The organism is Vibrio sp. 10N.286.52.F8, from assembly GCF_041468745.1.
GTDB lineage: Bacteria > Pseudomonadota > Gammaproteobacteria > Enterobacterales > Vibrionaceae > Vibrio > Vibrio crassostreae_C.
Genome location: NZ_JBFRJF010000011.1, coordinates 220,259 through 241,208 on the forward strand (window position 1 = coordinate 220,259; position 20,950 = coordinate 241,208).

Sequence of the window (20,950 nt, forward strand, 5' to 3'; positions counted from 1 at the left end):
CAATCGCTCGCAGAAGACAGTCAGAAAATGGCGAACATTACAGAACACCTTACTGAGCAATTGAAATACTTTAAGGTTTAGCATCAATAGGACTATTAGCTTAAAGATAAAAAGCTCATAAAAAACACCTCCGCACTTGCGATAAGTTCGGAGGTGTTTTTATTTATGGCTAGTCATTTGCTATAAGCAACAAACGTCTAAAGCATCAAGCCTAATGCGCCGCTACTGAAATTTTCGGTGGGTTGATGTTGTGCTTCTTAAACTCTTTCATCACACGCAAAGTAATGTCGGTTTCAAACAGCTTCTCATACGCAGTATCCACAACGTAAGCCTTACAAGTTAGCTGTATTGCTAGGTAGTTATCGGTAATCGTCTGTTTAACCAAAACCGTTACAGGTTTCGGCAAGTGGATATAACGACTTGAAGACGCCGCTTCTTGAATTAGATCGCGGGCTAGGGTGATGTCTTCATCCATACCAACGTAAAACGGAATCACCACCTGCATGTCCAACGCACCGTAGTTACCACTGGTGGTCACTTCATTTAAGAACTTGTTGTTCGGAATGGTAATGATGTCATCGTTCAGGGTTCTCATTCGCACTGAACGCAAACCAATGGTAATGATATCACCGTAGTTGCCTTCGAACGTGACGCGGTCACCAACTTGAAAGGGCCTATCAATCATTACCGTGATGCCCGCGATGAATGAAGCTGCCAAATCTTTAAGCGCAAAGCCGACTGACACGGCGAGGGTACCACCAATCAAAGCCAGTATTTGGTCGTTGATTCTAAAGCTCATCATGAACACGATAAGACCGGTGCTCACATAGATGAAGAACTGAGTAAACGACTGCAGTTTTTGCAGTAGCATTCGATATTGCACGAACTGACTTCCAAAGCTGGTCACTAACGAGTTGATGAACTTAAGCAATAACCACATCGCAGCAATAACGATCATGGAGAAGAACACGCCGCTCCATCGCACAAGGCTCGCTATTTTAGAGATGTTTTCTACGTTAGCTAACTCTTCCGTCGCAAAGGTCGGGAAACTGACAGCACTTGCCAAGCCAACAAATAGTAGGATAAATAACTTCTTCATTTTACTTCACCAGTAGATGTTGACGGTCGAGAACGTTCGTAATATGGCGGAACCAGTGCTCAGAAATCCGAGCCTTTTCTTCATGCCAACCAATATAACCACGGCTTTCAAAGTAACGCAGAATGCCGGTTATCTCTGCCGTGCTCAGCTGTGTACATTCAGACAATACTTCCGGAGAAGCGATTTCCAGTTGTACGATAGAACGAAGCACAGCCAGCATAGGTTTTGGCATGTTTTCTAGTTCTTGTGCTTCTGGTACATGGAACAAGCGCACCACGGCTTGATCGGTATCTTTGTTTCGATTCAATGAGAGTCGGAAGAAGCGCAACGCAACGGTAGGGTTACCATCAGAGTAATGCCACAAGATTCGGTAGAAGCCTTGGCGTGCGCGATCTTCCTCGCTCATGTCATCTTGGTCCCACTGTTTAGGCACCACCAAACCATCAAACGATAACGGCTTCTCAAGCTCCGTATTAATACGGCTATTTAGAAGCTCACCGACTTGTTTCTCTGTCCAACGCGGAAGGAAACACACCAAGTCAAACAGCAAACGTTCGCCACGCGCTCGATCGACAAACCGCCAGCTTGATTTGGCGATCGATATCACGACACGGTGGTTCTTTTTAGAACGACGCAGTAGATTGGTTAAACGTATCAGATCAGACAATCCGCCAACCATTGGCTTAACTAGACGTTGTGCATTATCGATCGCAATCAAGTACGTGGTCTTGCTTTTACGAAGGTGAGCCAAGATCTGAATCTCAGTCGCTTTTTCTTCCAAGCCGATGCTCACCGCTAGATGCGCTAACAGCTCTTGATAACCAGCGTAAGGGCAACTTACGTAGACAGGTTCAGCGTTAGAGACTTTGTGCAGCAGTGTATAAAGCAGCGTTGTTGCGCCCACACCACGTTCACCTGAAACAATACAGATAGCAGGGCTGTCTGACATCAAGTAGCGAGACAGTTGCTTAACCTCATCACCGGCGTAATCAATCAGCGTGCTGTCGATATTACCCGGAAGAATGTATTCATAGGTTTGATCGCCTTTGATTCGAACCAAGTTTTGCTGATTCTTGTCAAGGTCAGACTGCTTAGCCACTTCAATTCTAAACAGGTACGCCAAAGCTTGGCTAAACAGTGTGTAATTAGACAGTAAGGCCATGATGCGGTGTTGGAAGTTGTAAACACTCAACCATACGATGCCAATGGCCGTCGCCAATATATTAAGTAAGAAGGTATCCTTGCGGTTTACTGCCCAGTTCACCCATACCGGACGATCAGAGATGTGTTGCAGCGTATCGAAGACTTTCGCACGCCATAATCTAAGCACTGAAATGGTAACCAGTACAAACCAGAAAAATAGGGCGCTGTAGATCCAGCTATAGATAGTGCCTTTGCCTAGCGTGATACTCGATATTTGCAAAGTCACGCCCGCAACAATGAAGCTCCAAACATAACGGCGAATGGTCGATAGGCGCAGCGCAATCACTTCTTGATTAGATGTGCGGCCCAAACGATACGCAAATTCCAAAATAAAGCTGATAGCAATCGAACCACCTAGAATCCACCAAGTGAAGATCTCAAGGAAAATCAGGTGTTGCAGGCTAGGGATGCTGGAGAGCACTCTTAGAGAAAGCGTAATCGCAATTAACCAAGCAATCGCACGATCAGCGCGGCTGATGTACCAGATCACACGTACTAAAAATGGAGGGTTCGTTTTCGCTTCAAGAAAATTAATTCTGAACAACTCAATCAAACGAGTGCTATTGGCAAGCCACCACGCTAAACCAAAATAGATAAACAACACTTTTAACGATGCACCAATCACAGGCACTGGCGAAATAAAGATGTCTTTAACGAGCGCTTTAAAGCTACGAATTTGGAAGTAAACAAGATACTCAATGTTGAGCTTGGTTAATTCCCACTCTTGCTTAAATTGAGTTACGCCGTAGGGGCCAAAACCCGTTAGGCGCTCTTTATTAGCGGAATTCGTCTGCTCTAACAGGTGTTGCTTGCTCACATTCAAGCTATTCAAAGTGACGTAACTGGTTTGAACGGCAAACCATTGATCGGCGTCGTTGTTCGCTCTGTAGGCTTTTATCTGTTGCTCGAAGGTTTTGATTTCCTGCTTTTGAACTTGTAGCACTTCAGCGAGCAATATATTGACTTGGCGTCTGTCCGACGGTTCCATAAAGAGGGGGTCGGGTAACGAATCAATTCGATCATCGAGATCAACAGCAGAATCGGATACCTGCGGCTGAGATTGTAAGTCATATTCCAAGTTGGCATGACTAGGCCAAGAGAGAATGGCCAAAGTGAGGATTAAGAAGCGCGATAGTGAACGCATAAAAGTCTCTTAGAATTATGAGGTTAGGATTACTATAGTTAGATAATCTGACTTTGTGAAATCCAACCCCGTGTCGGGGGCGAGTACTTTATTCCTGTTTCGAGCGATTTTGTCATGAAATTGTCAGGGATTAGGCTAGTATTTGAGCATCTTTATTATGTCTTCTGTTGCGTTGATCGGGTTGGCTTTTACTGTGACCAATCAGCATACGATATATTCAATGGTTGGCATGATTTGGGACGTTATATACCGCCCATTATGGTGCGCTGTTCGATATTTTGTTTTTCCTTAAAATCGACGGTTTTACGGCGATAAATAGAAAACCAAAAATGTGAGTCAGTTCAAACTATGATTTGGCTAGGTTATCACTCACTTAATGGCCAGTAATTGCAATCAATACTTGCAGTTAAAGCCCTGAACAAGTAACGTTGCGGCGTTTTTCACATTAAAAAGGTAATGGCATTGATCTCCACAGCAAATATCACCCAACAATTCGGCGCTAAGCCACTTTTCGAAAATATTTCAGTTAAGTTCGGCGAAGGCAACCGCTACGGTTTAATCGGCGCGAATGGCTGTGGTAAATCGACGTTCATGAAGATCCTATCTGGTGAACTTGAGCCAAGTGCTGGTAACGTAAGCTACGATCCAAACGAGCGCGTTGCTAAGCTAAACCAAGACCAGTTTGCTTACGAAGAATTCACGGTAATCGACACGGTTATCATGGGTCACAAAGAGCTTTGGGCTATTAAGCAAGAGCGTGACCGCATTTACTCTTTGCCAGAAATGAGCGAAGAAGACGGCATGAAAGTGGCTGACCTTGAAGTTCAGTTCGCTGAAATGGACGGTTACATGGCAGAAGCTAAAGCTGGTGAGCTTCTTCTAGCGGTAGGTATTGAAGAATCAATGCACTTCGGTCTGATGAGCGAAGTAGCACCGGGTTGGAAACTTCGTGTTCTATTGTCTCAAGTACTGTTTGCAGACCCGCATATCATGCTTCTTGACGAACCAACGAACAACCTGGACATGGACACCATCAAGTGGTTGGAAGACACGCTAAACCAACGTAACTGCACAATGATCATCATTTCGCACGACCGTCACTTCCTAAACTCTGTTTGTACACACATGGCTGACCTTGATTACGGCGAACTTCGTCTATTCCCAGGTAACTACGATGAGTACATGACGGCTGCGACTCAAGCTCGTGAGCGTCTACTGTCTGACAACGCTAAGAAGAAAGCACAAATTGCTGAACTTCAAACGTTCGTATCTCGTTTCTCTGCTAACGCATCTAAAGCGAAGCAAGCAACGTCACGTGCTAAGCAGATCGATAAGATCCAACTAGACGAAGTTAAAGCGTCTAGCCGTCAAAACCCATTCATCCGTTTCGAACAGTCTAAAGAGCTATTCCGTAACGCACTTGTGGTTGAAAACCTATCTCAAGGTTTTGAAGAAGACCTATACAACAAGTTCGACGGTATTTTCGAAGTAGGTGAGCGTGTTGCTATCATCGGTGAGAACGGTGTGGGTAAAACAACACTACTTAACACACTAGCTGGCGCTCTTGACCCTCGCACAGGTGAGTACAAGTGGTCTGAAAACTCAAACATCGGTTACTACGCTCAAGATCACGCACACGATTTCGAGACAGACATGAACTTGTTTGATTGGATGAGCCAATGGCGCCAAGAAGGCGAAGACGAGCAAGTTGTTCGTGGCTTCCTCGGTCGTATGCTATTTGGTCAAGACGACATTAAGAAATCTGTAAAGGTTATCTCTGGTGGTGAGCAAGGTCGTATGCTTCTTGGTAAAATCATGATGCATAAACCAAACATCCTGCTAATGGATGAGCCAACAAACCACATGGATATGGAATCTATCGAAGCGCTTAACTTGGCTCTTGAGAACTACAAAGGCACATTGTTCTTCGTATCTCACGACCGTGTATTCGTAGACTCGCTTGCAACTCGTATCCTTGAAATCAAAGATGGCAAGATCAACGATTTCCGCGGTACTTACGCTGAGTTCTTGAAAGCACGCGGCTAAGCTTTAAGTTAGCCTTAGTTTTCAACTCTATGCGTTGCAAATTAAGCTATAAATTGAAAATTAAAAACGCCGTCATACTAAAAAGCATGACGGCGTTTTTGTATCTAGCTAAGTTTCTATGTATTTATCCTTGATGGGTCACTAACTATTTACATCAGAACTTTACAATTAGAAGCGGTTAGTCAATCACCAATCAAACCTACGCTTTTTTCCGACTGCTGATTATTCACCTTTCACATCAAAGTCAATCTTGTCTGCACCCGTGAACACTTGGAAGCGTAAACCTTTAGCGCGAGCAATCGTAGTGATGCCGAACTTCTGCGCTAAATCTAAGCCCATTTGTGTAACGCCAGAGCGTGACAGTAGAACAGGGATTCCCATCTGCGCAACCTTAATCACCATCTCAGACGTTAAACGGCCTGTGGTGTAGAAGATCTTATCTTCACCTGTCTCTTTGTTAAGCCACATCTCACCAGCCAATGTATCAACGGCATTGTGTCGGCCAACATCTTCAACAAACGATAGAACCTTGTCGTCTTTGCAAACAGCACAGCCATGAACCGCACCCGCTTTCTTGTAGGTGTCGTTATAATGAGTCAGCGCTTCTAGAGCCGTATAGATTTCAGATTGCTTAATCTTGGTTTGAGGCACTTGGTAATCTTCCAATTGCTTCATCACGTTGCCATACATGGTACCTTGGCCACAGCCAGAGGTAACTGTCTTCTTCTTAAGCGCTTGCTCAAGTTGGCTCGTATCTTCTTTGGTGATAACCGCTGCTGAGCTGGTTTCCCAGTCGATGATGATTGATTCAACGGCTTCTGGATCAGAAAGGAAGCTTTGGTTTTTCAAATAACCCAAGACTAATGCTTCCGGGCGTGAACCCAATGTCATTAGAGTTACGATCTCTTTCCAGTTCAACATAACGGTAAGAGGGCGCTCGCACGCAATTTGTTTCGTTAGCTTTTCGCCATATTCATCAAACACTTCGACTTCGATGGTCTGAAGTGGGTTTTCACTGGTTTTTATTATGTTTGGTTTTACCACAGTCACGTCCTACTTAATGAGATAGCGATTATAAGGGATAAGAAGTTAGGCAAGAGTCATCATACGACTCTTTAGAATACATGCGTTCTCTGTCACTTAGTCAGTCTTAGCTTTAACTCAAGCATTTAGCAATTCTCATTCCAAAATAGCGGCTATTCGAGAAAACATGAAGCATTCGATTAAAATAGCGCAAAATATGAGAGTTCACCGAGACTAACTGTCTCAAACCAGCGCGATCGACTAACGTTATAGGGGTAACTTTACGACAAACGCACTAAAGACGGAGCAGGACTTAAAATGTATTGGCGTGTTTATTGCTTTGTAGAGGGTATATGATTATGCGAAGTACAAAATGTCCTACGTACGATCAGAATAAAGAAAATCAATTGGGTGCAGTATGTCTGAGATAAAAGAATTCCAAGAACACTACGAAAAAACAGAATCAGCTTGGCCAATAGGTGTCCAAAGAATAGAGAAAGAGATCAAAACTGGCATTTGGGTAACAACTCAATGGGAACTCATCGGTTTTGAATTATCACCTGAACATGAAACCCCAGACGTATGTTTGCTTCAGTTACACAAAGACGAACGTACCGACTACCGCTTCAATCTAAGCTCTCAGCAACCTAAGCTATTCTTAGTTATGGATAATGTTGACTCCGGTAAACCTATTATTCAATTACTGACAGCATCACAAACAGTCGCAGGCCAATACATGGACGGAGATAACCAAGTATTGTCTTACGACATGCCATTGCCTGTACAAGCTTGGATGGAAGCATTCATCGGTCGTCATGGCGAGTTATTAGAAGCAAGACGTAAGAAACGTAAAGGCGCGGGTCGATCAAATGGCAACTAACTTTTTTAGCCGTTGGTCTCAACGAAAGCTTGATGAATCAACCGACCAACCTTTAGAAGCGCAACAAACGCTTGAGGAAACTGAGCTTACTTCCACTGAGGCTTCGTCTGCTGCTTCATCTATAGACGCAGAAACATCGGAGTCATTAGAGCGTGATACTTTAGAAAATGGTGCTTTAGAAAATGAGTCTCCAGAACACAATGAAGACGCTCACGCTGTCGATTCTCAAGCTATTGACTCTCAGGAGATAGCATCAGAAACGACTGAAGACTTGTCTGTTGCTCAATTATTGGTGTCAGAAGCTTCAGAAAGCGTAAAAAAAGCGGCATTGCGTAAATTATTCCTCTCAGAAGAATTCAACGTTCGTGATGGTTTAGATGATTACGACGACGATTACAGTAATTTGAAGTCTCTTTCTGAAGGGGTTGCGGAAACCTTGCGTGATTGGGTTAAAGACAAAACGGAAGAAGAAACTGCGCCAGAAGAAGAGCAAATCATTGATAATAAAGACGAAGGTGAAGTTTTAGAAAATTCTGAAAGCGATCTTGAGGTATCTGATAATAAACTTGAAACGTCAGAAAGTGCCGAAATAACCGAACAAGAAAAAGAACTGTATAAAAACACAGTATCGGATAATAACGCTACAATGTCAGACGAAGCAGACCTGAAAGAGGTGGGACAAAATATACCACACAAAGAATAGGTACATTTTGACTAAACACTCAATGAACCGCTTGCGACAAAATGTCCCAAGCGGTTTTTTTATACGCACAATAAACGTTATATAGGATTAAATCACTGAAATATAAGGCATATTAAATTGGCATGGCATTTGCAAAATAACGTTCATTATCAACTTTTTTGTAGATAGACGAGTTCACGGTCTGACGAACGACACACTGGCTAAAGGGTTAGTTGTTAACGGATTACTCAGCAAGTTCTCTCTCGCTTACTACAATAAAGGTTGAACAGATTATCCATGTCCAAAGATGGAACTGAGCAATGCTTAAACAATTATTAGAACAAGCAAATTCAAATAACGCTAAAGCAAGACTGTATGCATTTGAAAATACAGTTGAGTTAACAAATCTGATTCCACCTACTGTTAGCTACGAAAGCGTCGGTAATACACTTGTTATTGGTCCAACTGCGATCATTGAAAGTGCTGCGGCTCAATTACCTCAGTTAACAAGCCTAACACTGCTTTCGACAGATGGTGTGAAGGCAACGAATACTGAGTCAGAGCTTTACTACGCGAACGCGGTTCAAGTTTCTGGTTTCCTTGGTACGTTCGAAGTTCTTATCGAGAGCAAAGGCCTAACCAATAACCTAGCGAAAGTGGCGATTAATCATGACTGCTTTGATGTGGTTTTGGATTTATGCCTAAGTAGCTGTATGACAGAAGAAGTGCCTGTTCCTGGTTATTACCCAGTAGGTCGTGGCTATCCAAAACTGGCTGAAGCGTTAGAAGAAATTCCTACGTTAATGGGCACATTTGATAAGCCTAAGTTCTTCCGTCTCGACACTGACCTTTGCGCGCACAGTTCTCGTGGCGTAAAAGGCTGTGAGCGTTGTGTAGATGCTTGTCCTGCTGGCGCACTATCAAGTGAAGGCTCTGATAAGACGGGTCACAAGATTGAGATTAACCCTTACCTATGTCAAGGCGTTGGTACTTGTGCAACTAGTTGTCCTACAGAAGCGATTACCTATGCGCTGCCAAACCCTGATGACACTCAAAAGTTTATTGAACGTACGCTAGCTAATTATGAGCAAGCGGGCGGTCTGGATCCAATCGTACTTATCTGTAGCTCTCGTCATGAGACTTACAATGTAATGGCGCTAAAAGCACTGCCAGATAACGTGATTCCAATTGTCGTAGAAGAACTGCCATCTATTGGTATCGATACTTGGTTTGCAGCTTTAGTTAATGGCGCAACTCAGGTTCTGTTTGCCGCATCTCGCTTTATGCCAGAAACGATCATTCGTGTTCTAAATAACGAAGTAGGGATTGCTCAAGAACTACTAGATCAAATCGGTATTCCAAAAGAAACCATCGATATTCTGTACTTAGAATCTCTACGTGAATGTCCTCCAACACTTTGTGTGGATTCATTCGACCTTGCACTTGGCGATCTTCAAGGCAACAAGCGCCAACGTCTATTTACAGCACTTGATGCGATGTCTTCAGCTCGTATTCCTGTTGAAAATGTTGTTGAGCTTCCGTCAAACGCACCTTACGGCAACGTTTCGTGTGATAGCAAAGATTGTACGTTATGTATGAGCTGTGTGGCTGTGTGTCCGACACGTGCACTTCATACCGACGGGGCTTCTCCATCACTTAAATTTGTAGAACAAGACTGTATTCAATGTGGCTTGTGTGAAAAGGCATGTCCTGAAAATGTTCTGACTCTTACGCCTCGTATGAACTGGGTAAAAGAAGAACGTCAAAAAGCAGTTGTGATTCATGAAGAGAAAGCTGCGGAATGTGTACGTTGCCATAAACCATTCGCACCTCAGTCTATGATTGACATGTTACAGAACAAGTTACGCGGTCACTCTCACTTTTCAGATGAAGCAGCGATTAATCGTATTGCTATGTGTGAAGACTGCCGTGTGGTGGATATGTTCGATTCAATGGCTCAAGACCCATTGAAACAATTGAAATACTAGGAGTTAGCCTTGGAAACGAATTTGGATCAGGCACAAGAACAGACACTAAGAACTGAGATCTATTTGGTTCTATCCGCACTGTTTCGCAGCGCACCTTCTGAAGAGGTGATCGACTTTCTAAAAACACTCGATATTGAAGCGTCTGAAAGCGCAATGCAAAAGGCTTGGATTGCCATTCAACAAGCGGCAACAGAATCAAACCGTGAAGCTCTTGAAGACGAATATCAAGATTTGTTCATCGGTATTGGGCGTGGAGAAGTCGTTCCATTTGGTTCTTGGCATCGCACTGGCGCCATGATGGAAAAACCATTGGCAGAGATTCGTCATGACTTAGAGCTTTTAGGCATTGAGCGTGACGATCAAGTGAAAGAGCCGGAAGATCATATCGCAGCACTGTGTGAAGTGATGGCGATGCTAACGGCTGAAGAAGAAGCACTGCAACAGGCGGTATTCAATAAGCACCTTGGCCCTTGGTTTAACTCTTTCACGCGTCAGCTTGAAGGGGCAGAAAGCGCGAACTTCTACAAATCGGCCGCTCAACTGTGTGAAGCATTCTTAACGTTAGAACAAGTGCGTTTTAGCGTGAATACAAAAAGCAGTAAGCACAAATTAAAGATTGATGTGAAAAACGTCACTGATTACGAGTAATCGAGCAGTACGCGATTATATCGATAGAGGGGCATTAAGCCTCCAAAAAAAGATCTACCGTAAGGTAAGGAAGCAATGATGAAAGATAATAAAGATATAAATACAAGCCGTAGGGATCTACTCAAAGGCTTGACGACTGCAGCCGTTGCTGGTGCCGTTGTCGCTGGTACAACTAAAGTGGCAACCGCTTCAGAAACTGTTGAAATTTCGAAAGAAGACGTGAAGAAGACAGGGTATCGTGAGACGCAACACATTCGCGATTACTACGACACACTTTAGGAGATAACGGATGAAACTTGTCAAACGCTCCGATAGTGTGAGCAAAGAAACCAATCAGCTAGGTGTGTCTCGACGTGCCTTCATGAAAAACACTTCATTAGCTGCTGGTGGCGCAGTGGTAGGCGCAAGTCTATTTGCACCAGGTATGATGAAGAAAGCACAGGCTAAATCAGTCGATCCAGAAGCGAAAACAGAAGTGAAACGTACTATCTGTTCTCACTGTTCTGTGGGTTGTGGTATCTACGCTGAAGTTCAAAATGGCGTATGGACAGGTCAAGAGCCTGCATTCGATCACCCATTCAACGCTGGTGGACACTGTGCGAAAGGTGCAGCACTTCGTGAGCACGGCCACGGTGAACGTCGTCTTAAGTACCCAATGAAATTGGAAGGCGGTAAGTGGAAGAAGCTTTCTTGGGAACAAGCGATTGAAGAGATCGGTAACAAAGCGCTAGAACTTCGTAAAGAGTCTGGCCCTGATTCAGTTTACTTCCTAGGTAGTGCGAAACACAGTAACGAGCAAGCTTATGCATTCCGTAAGATGGCTTCGCTTTGGGGCACCAACAACGTTGACCACCAAGCACGTATTTGTCACTCAACCACAGTAGCCGGTGTTGCGAACACTTGGGGTTACGGTGCAATGACAAACTCGTTCAATGACATGCACAACTGTAAATCGATGCTGTTCATTGGTTCAAACCCAGCAGAAGCTCACCCAGTAGCGATGCAACACATATTGATCGCGAAAGAGAAGAACAACTGTAAGATCGTTGTTGCGGATCCTCGTCGTACGCGTACTGCTGCGAAATCAGATCACTACGTTTCTCTTCGTCCAGGTTCTGACGTTGCGTTTATCTGGGGTGTGTTATGGCACGTCTTTGCAAACCAATGGGAAGACAAAGAGTTCATTAAACAACGTGTATTCGGCATGGACGAGATCCGTGAAGAAGTCGCGAAGTGGAACCCAGCAGAAGTTGAACGCGTAACTGGTGTTAGTGAAAAAGACGTATACCACACCGCGAAACTACTTTCTGAAAACCGTCCGGGTTGTATCGTTTGGTGTATGGGTGGTACTCAGCACACGACTGGTAACAACAACACACGCGCTTACTGTGTACTTGAGCTTGCGCTAGGTAACATCGGTAAATCAGGCGGCGGTGCAAACATCTTCCGTGGTCACGATAACGTACAGGGCGCAACTGACCTTGGCGTACTGTCAGACACACTTCCAGGCTACTACGGCTTGTCTGAAGGTTCTTGGCGTCACTGGTCAAAAGTTTGGGATATCGACTTTGACTGGGTGAAAGGCCGTTTCGACGACAACGCATACGGCGGTCAAAAACCAATGAACAGTGCAGGTATTCCTGTATCTCGTTGGGTTGATGGCGTACTTGAAGACAAAGACAAGATTCGCCAACGCGAAAACATCCGTGCCATGTTCTACTGGGGTCACGCGGTGAACTCTCAGACTCGTGGTCCAGAGATGAAGAAGGCGATGCAGAAGCTGGATATGATGGTTATCGTTGACCCATACCCAACAGTTGCAGCAGTAATGAACGATCGTACTGACGGCGTTTACTTGCTTCCAGCAACCACTCAATTTGAAACCTACGGCAGTGTAACGGCATCAAACCGTTCTCTACAGTGGCGTGACAAGGTGGTTGATCCTCTGTTCGAATCTAAGCCTGACCACGAAATCATGTACCTTCTTTCTAAGAAGCTTGGTTTCTCTGATCAACTGTTCAAAAACATCCGTGTTGAGAACAACCAACCATTGATTGAAGACATCACACGTGAATTCAACAAAGGTATGTGGACGATCGGTTACACAGGTCAAAGCCCAGAGCGTTTGAAAGAGCACCAACAAAACTGGCACACATTCCACAAAACTACGCTTGCTGCAGAAGGCGGCCCAGCGAATGGCGAGACCTACGGTCTTCCTTGGCCATGTTGGGGCAACCCAGAGATGAAACACCCAGGTACGCATATCCTTTACGATACGTCTAAACCTGTCGCTGAAGGTGGTGGTAACTTCCGTACTCGTTTCGGTGTCGAGTTTGAAGGTCAAAGCCTACTGGCTGAAGACAGCTACTCAAAAGGCAGCGAAATCAAAGATGGCTACCCAGAATTTAGTGACAAACTGCTGAAACAACTGGGGTGGTGGGATGACCTAACAGCAGAAGAGAAAGCCTCTGCTGAAGGTAAAAACTGGAAGACTGACGTTTCTGGCGGCATTCAACGCGTGGCTATCAAGCACGGTTGTATTCCTTTTGGTAACGCGAAAGCGCGTGCGATTGTTTGGACATTCCCAGACCGCGTACCACTGCACCGTGAACCACTTTACACACCACGTCGTGACCTAGTTGCTGACTACCCAACATGGGATGACAAGGAAGCGATCTTCCGTGTTCCTACGTTGTACAAGTCAATCCAAGAGCAAGACAAGTCTGGTGAATACCCGATTATTCTTACTTCTGGTCGTCTGGTTGAGTACGAAGGTGGTGGTGAAGAAACCCGTTCGAACCCTTGGCTAGCAGAACTACAACAAGAGATGTTTGTTGAAGTGAACCCGAAAGATGCAAACGACATTGGCTTTAAAGATGGCGATGACGTTTGGGTTGAAGGTGCTGAGAAGGGCCGAATTAAGGTGAAAGCGATGGTAACTCGTCGTGTGAAACCGGGTCTGGCGTTCATCCCATTCCACTTCGGTGGTAAGTTCCAAGGCGAAGATTTGCGTTCTAAGTATCCAGAAGGCACTGATCCTTACGTTATTGGTGAAGCTGCTAACACAGCAACCACATACGGTTACGACCCTGTCACGTTGATGCAGGAAACGAAAGTAACCCTTTGTAATATTCGTAAAGCGTAAGGAGTCTTAAAATGGCTAGAATGAAATTTCTTTGTGACACCAAGCGTTGTATCGAATGTAACGGTTGTGTCACTGCATGTAAGAATGAAAATGATGATGCTCTGGAATGGGGTATTCAGCGTCGCCGCGTTGTAACACTGAACGATGGTGAACCGGGTGAAAACTCTATCTCAGTAGCATGTATGCACTGTACTGATGCACCTTGTATGGCAGTTTGCCCAGCAGACTGTTTTGAACATACAGAAGACGGCATCGTACTTCACAATAAAGATCTATGTATCGGTTGTGGCTACTGCTTGTTTGCTTGTCCGTTTGGCGCACCTCAATTCCCTAAACAGGAAGCATTTGGTGAGCGCGGTAAGATGGACAAATGTACATTCTGTGCTGGCGGCCCTGAAACAGAGCCAGGTTCTGTTGAAGAGCGTCAGAAGTACGGTGCGAACCGTATTGCTGAAGGCAAGCTGCCAATGTGTGCTTCGCTTTGTTCAACAAAAGCACTGCTAGCGGGTGACGCAGAGAAAGTTTCTGATGTTTTCCGTCAGCGTGTAGTTGAACGTGGTGCGAAAGGTGCAGGTTGGACAGACGGCAACGACCTTTCTTACGATGCGACTAAGAGCTAAGTAGGAGAGACGTATGCTTACAATGTTTAAGCGTCTCTTCCTTGTAGTGCTGCCAATGTTGGCAGCACTAACAATGCTTTCTCCTATGAGTCATGCATCTGAGACGAACTCATCACAAACTCAATCGAGCTCTGCTCAACGAGAAATCACACAACTTGCTGGCGCCGATTTTTGGCGACAAGTGAGAAACGGTGAGGAAGGTTACACCACATCTCAATCAGCTGAGCATGGTGTGTTGATCAGTACTCCAGGTCAAACGTGGTACATATTGAAAGAGAAGTGGATGTCACCAGCCGGTGCCGTCGCTATCTTTGGCAGTATTGCTTTCGTGACTTTGATGTACGTTGTGATTGGCCCGCTAATGCTAAGCGCGCCAAGAACAGGCCGTAAGATCAAACGTTGGTCTCGACTAGACCGTGCCTTGCACTGGAGTATGGCGTTTACCTTCTTAACACTGGCGTTCAGTGGTTTGATGTTGGTTTACGGTAAGCACTTCTTGAAGCCGTACATTCCAACAGACCTTTGGGGCTTCATCGTTCTACTGGCTAAGCAATACCATAACTACATCGGCCCAATTTTCTATGTGCTGTTGATGGCTGTTCTTATCAAGTGGTGGCGTAAGTCTATCTTCAAGATGGTCGATATCCAGTGGTTCATGAAACTGGGTGGTATGGTCGGGAAACATAAAGGTTCTCATCCATCTGCAGAGTTTTCGAACGCGGGTGAAAAAGCACTGTTCTGGCTATTGATTGTTATGGGTAGTGTGGCTGCGATCAGTGGCTTGGTTTTAGACTTCCCAATCTTCGGTCAAACCCGTCGAGATATGGAGCTCTCAAACCTAGTCCACATGTTGGCTGCTTTGATCCTTATCTGTGGTTTCGTGTTCCACATCTACATCGGCTTGTTCGGTATGGAAGGGGCACTAGAAGGCATGGTAACAGGCGAAGTTGATGAGACTTGGGCTAAAGAGCACCATGATCTTTGGTACAAAGAAGTGATGGAACAAGAGAAAAACGGCGTTGAACAAAGCGCTAACGCAGCAACAGAGAAAACGGAAGGGGTGAATAAGAATGAACAAACCTCATAAAGGTATTTGGGTCGCTTACATACTAAGCTGCTTTACGCCATTTACTTGTCTTCTCTCTGGTGTGGTTGCCATCATCTACGCGGGCTATCGTTTAGATAAAGGTGAAGACGGCGAAGTAGTGGATACCCATTACTACGGCTTGATTCGCTCGTTCTTCTTGAACTTGACGTTCTTTGTTGTACTTATCGTGACAGTAGCGACCTCTAATGGCGTGTTGATCGGTGTGAACGATTACTGGTATCAAAATCATATTATCGATGACATCGCTTACTACATACCGTATGTAGGCATGTTGTTCGGTGGTGTTGCGATTGTGGTTTGGTTTATCCGTATGTATCAAGGCATGCAGCGTTTAAGTCAAAACCTACCGCAAAACCCGTCGACAGGACCAAACCTGTAACGCTGAGACGTTAATGACATATCTAAAGAAAGCCCAGTGATTCATTGAACTGGGCTTTTTGTTTTTAAGTCCCCGGAACCGTAAATAGTTGTCAGCCGCTATCTGCATCAGAACCTACTTATTGACCGCTTCAATATGGTGCAACTCCCTTATTTGGTGCAATTGTCGTTGCGATTTTTTTTGGTGTAAAGGACCATAAAAGTGCACCTAAATATTTAGACTTTAATAATCAATAAGTTAAAAACAAAACCTGTTGCACGAAAATTACCCCTCACACTTGGAACGCATCTTGCGTTCACTGTTGAGTCTTTAATTAATTACAACATTGAATCGCACGATATCAGTGCAAATCAGATAAAGCGAAGGAGAATGCTTTAATGAGTGAAACGGTGACTCAAGTTCATAGTGCAGTACAAACCCTTACCCAAAGTTCAGATACTTTATTCCTATTACTCGGCGCCATCATGGTTTTCTTGATGCACGCTGGCTTTGCATTTCTAGAAGTCGGTACCGTTCGAAAGAAGAACCAAGTGAACGCGCTGGTTAAAATCCTGTCGGATTTTGGTGTCTCCGCCATTGCTTACTTCTTTATCGGTTACTGGGTTGCTTACGGTGCACACTTTTTTGCAGACGCAGAAACACTTTCGCAAGGCAACGGATATGAACTGGTTAAGTTCTTCTTCCTAATGACATTCGCGGCGGCAATTCCTGCGATCGTTTCAGGCGGTATCGCAGAGCGTGCACGTTTCTACCCAATTTTGATTGCGACACTGTTTACGGTTGGTTTCATCTATCCATTTTTTGAAGGCATCATTTGGAACGGCAACTTTGGATTCCAAGATTGGCTAGAAGGTCAGTTTGGTTACGTGTTCCATGACTTCGCAGGCTCGGTAGTGGTTCACGGCGTAGGTGGTTGGATTGCTTTGGTTGCGGTTTACTTCTTAGGTATGCGTAAAGGTCGCATCCGTGCAGGCAAACACACCAACTTCGCACCATCGAATATCCCATTCTTAGCACTAGGCTCTTGGATCTTATGTGTCGGTTGGTTCGGCTTTAACGTAATGTCAGCTCAAGCAATCAATGGTATCAGCGGCTTAGTGGCGATGAACTCACTCATGGCCATGGTTGGCGGTATTCTTGCGGCTCTAATTGCGGGTAAAAATGACCCGGGCTTCATCCACAATGGTCCTTTGGCTGGTCTCGTCGCTATTTGTGCAGGTTCAGACTTAATGCACCCATTAGGCGCGTTAGTGACTGGCGGCGTGGCAGGCGCATTGTTTGTTTACCTGTTCACGTACATGCAAAACAAAACACAGATTGATGATGTATTAGGTGTATGGCCTCTACACGGCGTATGTGGCGCTTGGGGTGGCATTGCAGCGGGTATCTTCGGCTCGCAAACATTCTGGGGGCTAGGGGGCGTGAGCTTTGCTTCTCAAGTTGTCGGTACACTAGCGGGCATTGCTGTGGCTTTGATTGGCGCAATGATTGTTTATGGTGTGTTGAGCAAACTAACAGGCCTACGCTTAAGTGAAGAAGACGAATTCAACGGTGCGGATCTTTCTATCCATAAGATCTCTTCTATCAACGAAGACTAACGTTGTTCACTTGGTGGGGTAAAGCACATCAAGTAGACAACTGTTGAACAGAACTAAGCGGCTTCGGTCGCTTTTTTGTTTCTATGGATAGCAAAACAGAGAATTTGAGTAACAACAACCACAACTATCAAGCGAGTTATGTCACAAATAGCCAATGAATTCAGTTGCCTAAGACTATGGTCTAATCCCCAAAACTATTGTTGGAATTTGAACAGTGCTAAGCTGTTACAAAGTGACATATCTAAAAGGACGTTATATGCATTTCCCATATCGAAATATCGTAATTCTTACTGGCGCTGGCATCTCTGCAGAGTCGGGGATACAAACATTCCGAGCACAAGACGGGCTATGGGAAAACCACAAAATCGAAGATGTAGCGACGCCTGAAGGGTTCGCAAAAGATCCTGACTTGGTACAAGCCTTCTATAACAAGCGTCGTCACGGCCTGCAAAGTGAGAGCATTCAGCCCAATTCAGCCCACAAGGCGCTAGGAGAGCTCGAAGACAAGCTTGATGGCAAAGTTACCATCATTACTCAAAACATCGACAATTTGCACGAGAGAGGCGGTAGCAACAACATTATTCACATGCATGGTGAACTTTTAAAAGCGCGTTGCAGTGAATCCAATCAAGTTGTAGAGCACAAAGGCGATATTGAAACGGGTGAACTTTGTCACTGTTGTCAAATTCCAGCGCAGATGCGCCCTCATATTGTGTGGTTTGGCGAAATGCCACTAAGAATGGGCGACATTTATTCCGCACTGGAAGAAGCGGATCTGTTTATCTCTATCGGAACTTCAGGTGTTGTTTATCCAGCGGCAGGCTTTGTTCACGATGCGAAAATGCATGGTGCACATACTATCGAGATAAACCTCGAACCAAGTGCGGTTGAAAGTGAATTTGAAGAGAAGCGCTACGGCAAGGCGAGTATCGAGGTGCCTAAACTGGTTGGCGAGTTATTATGTACAGAGAAAGGTTCTTTAACGGCCTAAGCCTTGTCTTTAATAACACACATCAGTTTCTGAATCTGAAAAAATAAAGCGGCTTACGCCGCTTTATTTACTTAACTTCTTAACTAACAATAACTTAGTTGTTTACTTTAAGTTTTTGGAAGTACTCGTCATAAATAACGCTCGCTTCACCAACTTCATCTTGCCACACACCGTTATCCATCACTGATTGTGGTGGGAAAACGTTCTTGTCTTCAGCAAATTCTTTAGGAAGAAGAGGGTAAGCGGTTTTAACTGGTGTCGGGTAACCGATCTCTAGAGCAATTTTCGCAGCGTTCTCTGGGCGAAGAAGGAAGTCGATCATCTTATGAGCCGCTTCAGTGTTCTTAGCGCCTGCTGGAATTGCTAGGCTGTCCATCCAGAAGATAGCGCCTTTTTCTGGCCAGATAATGTCAATCGTTGCGCCTTCTTGGCGTGCCATGTAAGCAGAACCATTCCAAAGCATACCAAGAGACACTTCACCTGCTAGGTAAGGGTTCGCTGGGAAATCTGAGTTAAATACCAATACGTTTGGCATTAGCTTACGAAGTTCTTCGTAGGCTTCTTTGATTTCTTCAGGGTTAGTCGTGTTTGGAGAGTAGCCCAGTTTAGATAGAGCGATATGGAAAACCTCACGAGAGTCATCCATCATCATCAGTTGACCTTCCCACTGCGTATCCCACAGATCGCCCCAGTTTTTAACTGAAGACTTGTCTAGCATGTCTGAGTTGATACCAATACCCGTCGCACCCCAGATGTATGGGATTGAGTAGTTGTTATTTGGGTCAAATGGCTTATCTAAGTAATTTGGATCCAAATCTGCAAAGTGGCTTAGCTTGGTTTTATCAAGCTCTTGAAGCATGCCTTCTTTACGCATCTTAGAAACGAAGTAAGTAGAAGGAACCACTAAGTCGTAACCCGTACCTTGAGTTTTTAACTTAGCGTACATGCTTTCGTTAGACTCATAAGTTGAGTAGTAGACTTTAATGCCCGTCTCTTCTGTGAAGTCTTCTAGTACTTCATTTGGAATATATTCAGACCAGTTGTAAAAATACAGTTCTTGGTCAGCTGCGAAAGAGGGTGTAGAAAGTAAAGTAGCAGCACACAATGCGCCGGTATACAGTGTTTTTTTCATTACTGTTCCGTTCATTTGTTTGATTTGGAGCTGGGTAGTGAACCCAAGGTAAAGGATTTCGAAAAATCGCGCTATATTATAGCAGCGATATAATAAAATAGGCAGCCTAAGCTGCCTATTCATTGATATTCTTATTTTTAACTTATTGATTATCTACGTTGACCTGTTAAGTAAACTGGTTACTTAGCCACAGTTAGATAATAAGCTAAATTACTGACCTGCTTTAAGTTTCATGAAGTAATCTTCGTACTTCACTGTCTTATCGCCAACCGCAGCTTGCCATTCAACACGATCAAGGTCTTCTTGCGATGGGAATAGCGCAGGGCTATCTTTGAACTTCTCGTTAGACGCTTTAACGGCCGTTAGGTAGCCTGTGTCACGAGAAATTTGCTCAGCAATTTCAGGGCGAAGTAGGAAATCAATCATCTTATGAGCTGCTTCTACGTTTACCGCACCAGAGCTAATCGCAAAGTTATCAACCCAACCGATACCGCCTTCTTTAGGGAAAACCAGTTTGATTGGTAGACCTTCGTTTTGCGCTGCAGCAGCAGAACCGTTCCACAGCATACCAAGACCCACTTCACCAGACATGTAAGGCGCGCCTGGGTTGTCTGAGTTAAATACTAGAACGTTTGGCATAAGCTTTTGTAGCTCAGCGTACGCTTCGTCGATCTCTTTTTCGTTGGTTGTGTTACCAGAGTAACCTAACTTACGCAGTGCGATGTGGAACACTTCACGAGTGTCGTCCATCATCATCAGTTGACCTTCAAGCTCTGGCTTCCATAGATCAGCCCAGCTTTGGAAATCTTCTGGATCGTACATGTCAGTGTTAACAGCAAGACCTGTGATCGCAACTACGTGTGGAATAGAGTAGTCGTTGCTTGGGTCGTACGGCTTATCTAGATAGTTAGTATCTAGATTCTTGAAGTTGTTCAGCTTAGTTTTGTCGATCTTTTGTAGCATACCTTCGTCACGCATCTTAGATACGAAGTAAGTCGACGGCACAACTAGGTCATAGCCTTTGTTGTGTGTTTTTAGCTTTGCGTACAGGGTTTCGTTCGACTCGTAAGTCGAGTAGATCACCTTGATACCAGTTTCATCAGTGAACTGTTCTAGAATCTCACTGTTGATGTAAGGTCCCCAATTCATGAATACCAATTCTTTGTTATCTTTTGCAAATGATGGTGCAGATAACATTGAAAGCGCACATGCACTACCAGCTAATAGAGTAGCCCATTTTTTCATTGACGTTAGCTCCAAACTA

At 44.6% G+C, this 20,950-nt stretch carries 17 protein-coding genes; 12 read left to right on the forward strand and 5 right to left on the reverse strand.

The genetic code is table 11. The annotated features are described in order from the left end of the window. Positions 1 to 211: 211 nt before the first annotated feature. Positions 212 to 1,099, reverse strand: a complete 888-nt coding sequence (locus tag AB4133_RS07295) for a mechanosensitive ion channel family protein (RefSeq protein WP_017063876.1) — start codon at positions 1,097 to 1,099, stop codon at positions 212 to 214. A 1-nt stretch (position 1,100) separates the two neighbouring features. Further along, positions 1,101 to 3,446 carry an ATP-binding protein gene (locus tag AB4133_RS07300; protein WP_372224150.1) on the reverse strand — a complete coding sequence of 782 codons (2,346 nt, stop codon included), beginning with the start codon at positions 3,444 to 3,446 and terminating at the stop codon, positions 1,101 to 1,103. 462 nt (positions 3,447 to 3,908) lie between these two features. On the opposite strand from AB4133_RS07300, the gene AB4133_RS07305 reads away from it, so the two are divergent. After that, a complete protein-coding gene (locus AB4133_RS07305) occupies positions 3,909 to 5,492 on the forward strand; it encodes an ABC-F family ATPase (protein WP_372224151.1) in 1,584 nt (527 codons plus the stop codon). Between the two features lie 222 nt (positions 5,493 to 5,714). Here AB4133_RS07305 and AB4133_RS07310 read toward each other — a convergent pair whose 3' ends face one another. Beyond that, a complete protein-coding gene (locus tag AB4133_RS07310; protein ID WP_017068189.1) occupies positions 5,715 to 6,536 on the reverse strand; it encodes a formate dehydrogenase accessory sulfurtransferase FdhD in 822 nt (273 codons plus the stop codon). Positions 6,537 to 6,933: 397 nt separating this feature from the next. Here AB4133_RS07310 and AB4133_RS07315 point away from each other — a divergent pair, with 397 nt between their 5' ends. From AB4133_RS07315 to cobB, 11 genes are all read left to right on the forward strand, one after another. Continuing rightward, a complete protein-coding gene (locus tag AB4133_RS07315; protein ID WP_061034050.1) occupies positions 6,934 to 7,395 on the forward strand; it encodes a DUF3305 domain-containing protein in 462 nt (153 codons plus the stop codon). Continuing rightward, positions 7,385 to 8,098 carry a DUF3306 domain-containing protein gene (locus AB4133_RS07320; RefSeq protein ID WP_372224152.1) on the forward strand — a complete coding sequence of 238 codons (714 nt, stop codon included), beginning with the start codon at positions 7,385 to 7,387 and terminating at the stop codon, positions 8,096 to 8,098. The genes AB4133_RS07315 and AB4133_RS07320 overlap by 11 nt, the downstream gene beginning before the upstream one ends. Positions 8,099 to 8,397: 299 nt before the next feature. Continuing rightward, a complete protein-coding gene (locus tag AB4133_RS07325) occupies positions 8,398 to 10,065 on the forward strand; it encodes a 4Fe-4S dicluster domain-containing protein (RefSeq protein WP_372224153.1) in 1,668 nt (555 codons plus the stop codon). A gap of 9 nt (positions 10,066 to 10,074) precedes the next feature. Next, positions 10,075 to 10,713 carry a molecular chaperone gene (locus tag AB4133_RS07330; RefSeq protein WP_017059621.1) on the forward strand — a complete coding sequence of 213 codons (639 nt, stop codon included), beginning with the start codon at positions 10,075 to 10,077 and terminating at the stop codon, positions 10,711 to 10,713. 78 nt (positions 10,714 to 10,791) lie between these two features. Continuing rightward, on the forward strand, positions 10,792 to 10,992 hold the full coding sequence (locus tag AB4133_RS07335) for a twin-arginine translocation signal domain-containing protein (protein WP_008217926.1): 201 nt from the start codon (positions 10,792 to 10,794) through the stop codon (positions 10,990 to 10,992). Between the two features lie 10 nt (positions 10,993 to 11,002). Then, the gene (locus AB4133_RS07340; RefSeq protein WP_017066649.1) at positions 11,003 to 13,858 is read left to right on the forward strand and encodes a formate dehydrogenase subunit alpha; all 2,856 of its coding nucleotides are present in this window, start codon (positions 11,003 to 11,005) and stop codon (positions 13,856 to 13,858) included. 11 nt (positions 13,859 to 13,869) lie between these two features. Then, positions 13,870 to 14,478 carry a formate dehydrogenase FDH3 subunit beta gene (fdh3B, locus tag AB4133_RS07345; protein ID WP_004742271.1) on the forward strand — a complete coding sequence of 203 codons (609 nt, stop codon included), beginning with the start codon at positions 13,870 to 13,872 and terminating at the stop codon, positions 14,476 to 14,478. A 13-nt stretch (positions 14,479 to 14,491) separates the two neighbouring features. Then, the gene (locus tag AB4133_RS07350) at positions 14,492 to 15,565 is read left to right on the forward strand and encodes a formate dehydrogenase subunit gamma (protein ID WP_012603931.1); all 1,074 of its coding nucleotides are present in this window, start codon (positions 14,492 to 14,494) and stop codon (positions 15,563 to 15,565) included. Beyond that, on the forward strand, positions 15,549 to 15,965 hold the full coding sequence (locus AB4133_RS07355) for a hypothetical protein (protein WP_048658737.1): 417 nt from the start codon (positions 15,549 to 15,551) through the stop codon (positions 15,963 to 15,965). Before AB4133_RS07350 ends, AB4133_RS07355 begins: the two co-directional genes overlap by 17 nt. Positions 15,966 to 16,342: 377 nt before the next feature. Beyond that, positions 16,343 to 17,563 carry an ammonium transporter gene (locus tag AB4133_RS07360; RefSeq protein ID WP_137001778.1) on the forward strand — a complete coding sequence of 407 codons (1,221 nt, stop codon included), beginning with the start codon at positions 16,343 to 16,345 and terminating at the stop codon, positions 17,561 to 17,563. Positions 17,564 to 17,819: 256 nt separating this feature from the next. Beyond that, positions 17,820 to 18,554 (forward strand): Sir2 family NAD+-dependent deacetylase, encoded by a 735-nt coding sequence (cobB, locus tag AB4133_RS07365; RefSeq protein ID WP_017063867.1) that lies wholly within the window; start codon positions 17,820 to 17,822, stop codon positions 18,552 to 18,554. Positions 18,555 to 18,648: 94 nt separating this feature from the next. Here cobB and AB4133_RS07370 read toward each other — a convergent pair whose 3' ends face one another. Both AB4133_RS07370 and AB4133_RS07375 read right to left on the reverse strand, forming a co-directional pair. Beyond that, positions 18,649 to 19,686, reverse strand: a complete 1,038-nt coding sequence (locus AB4133_RS07370; protein ID WP_017059627.1) for an extracellular solute-binding protein — start codon at positions 19,684 to 19,686, stop codon at positions 18,649 to 18,651. A gap of 210 nt (positions 19,687 to 19,896) precedes the next feature. Then, complete coding sequence (locus AB4133_RS07375; RefSeq protein ID WP_017059628.1) at positions 19,897 to 20,931, reverse strand: extracellular solute-binding protein; 1,035 nt, start codon at positions 20,929 to 20,931, stop codon at positions 19,897 to 19,899. Positions 20,932 to 20,950: the final 19 nt, after the last annotated feature.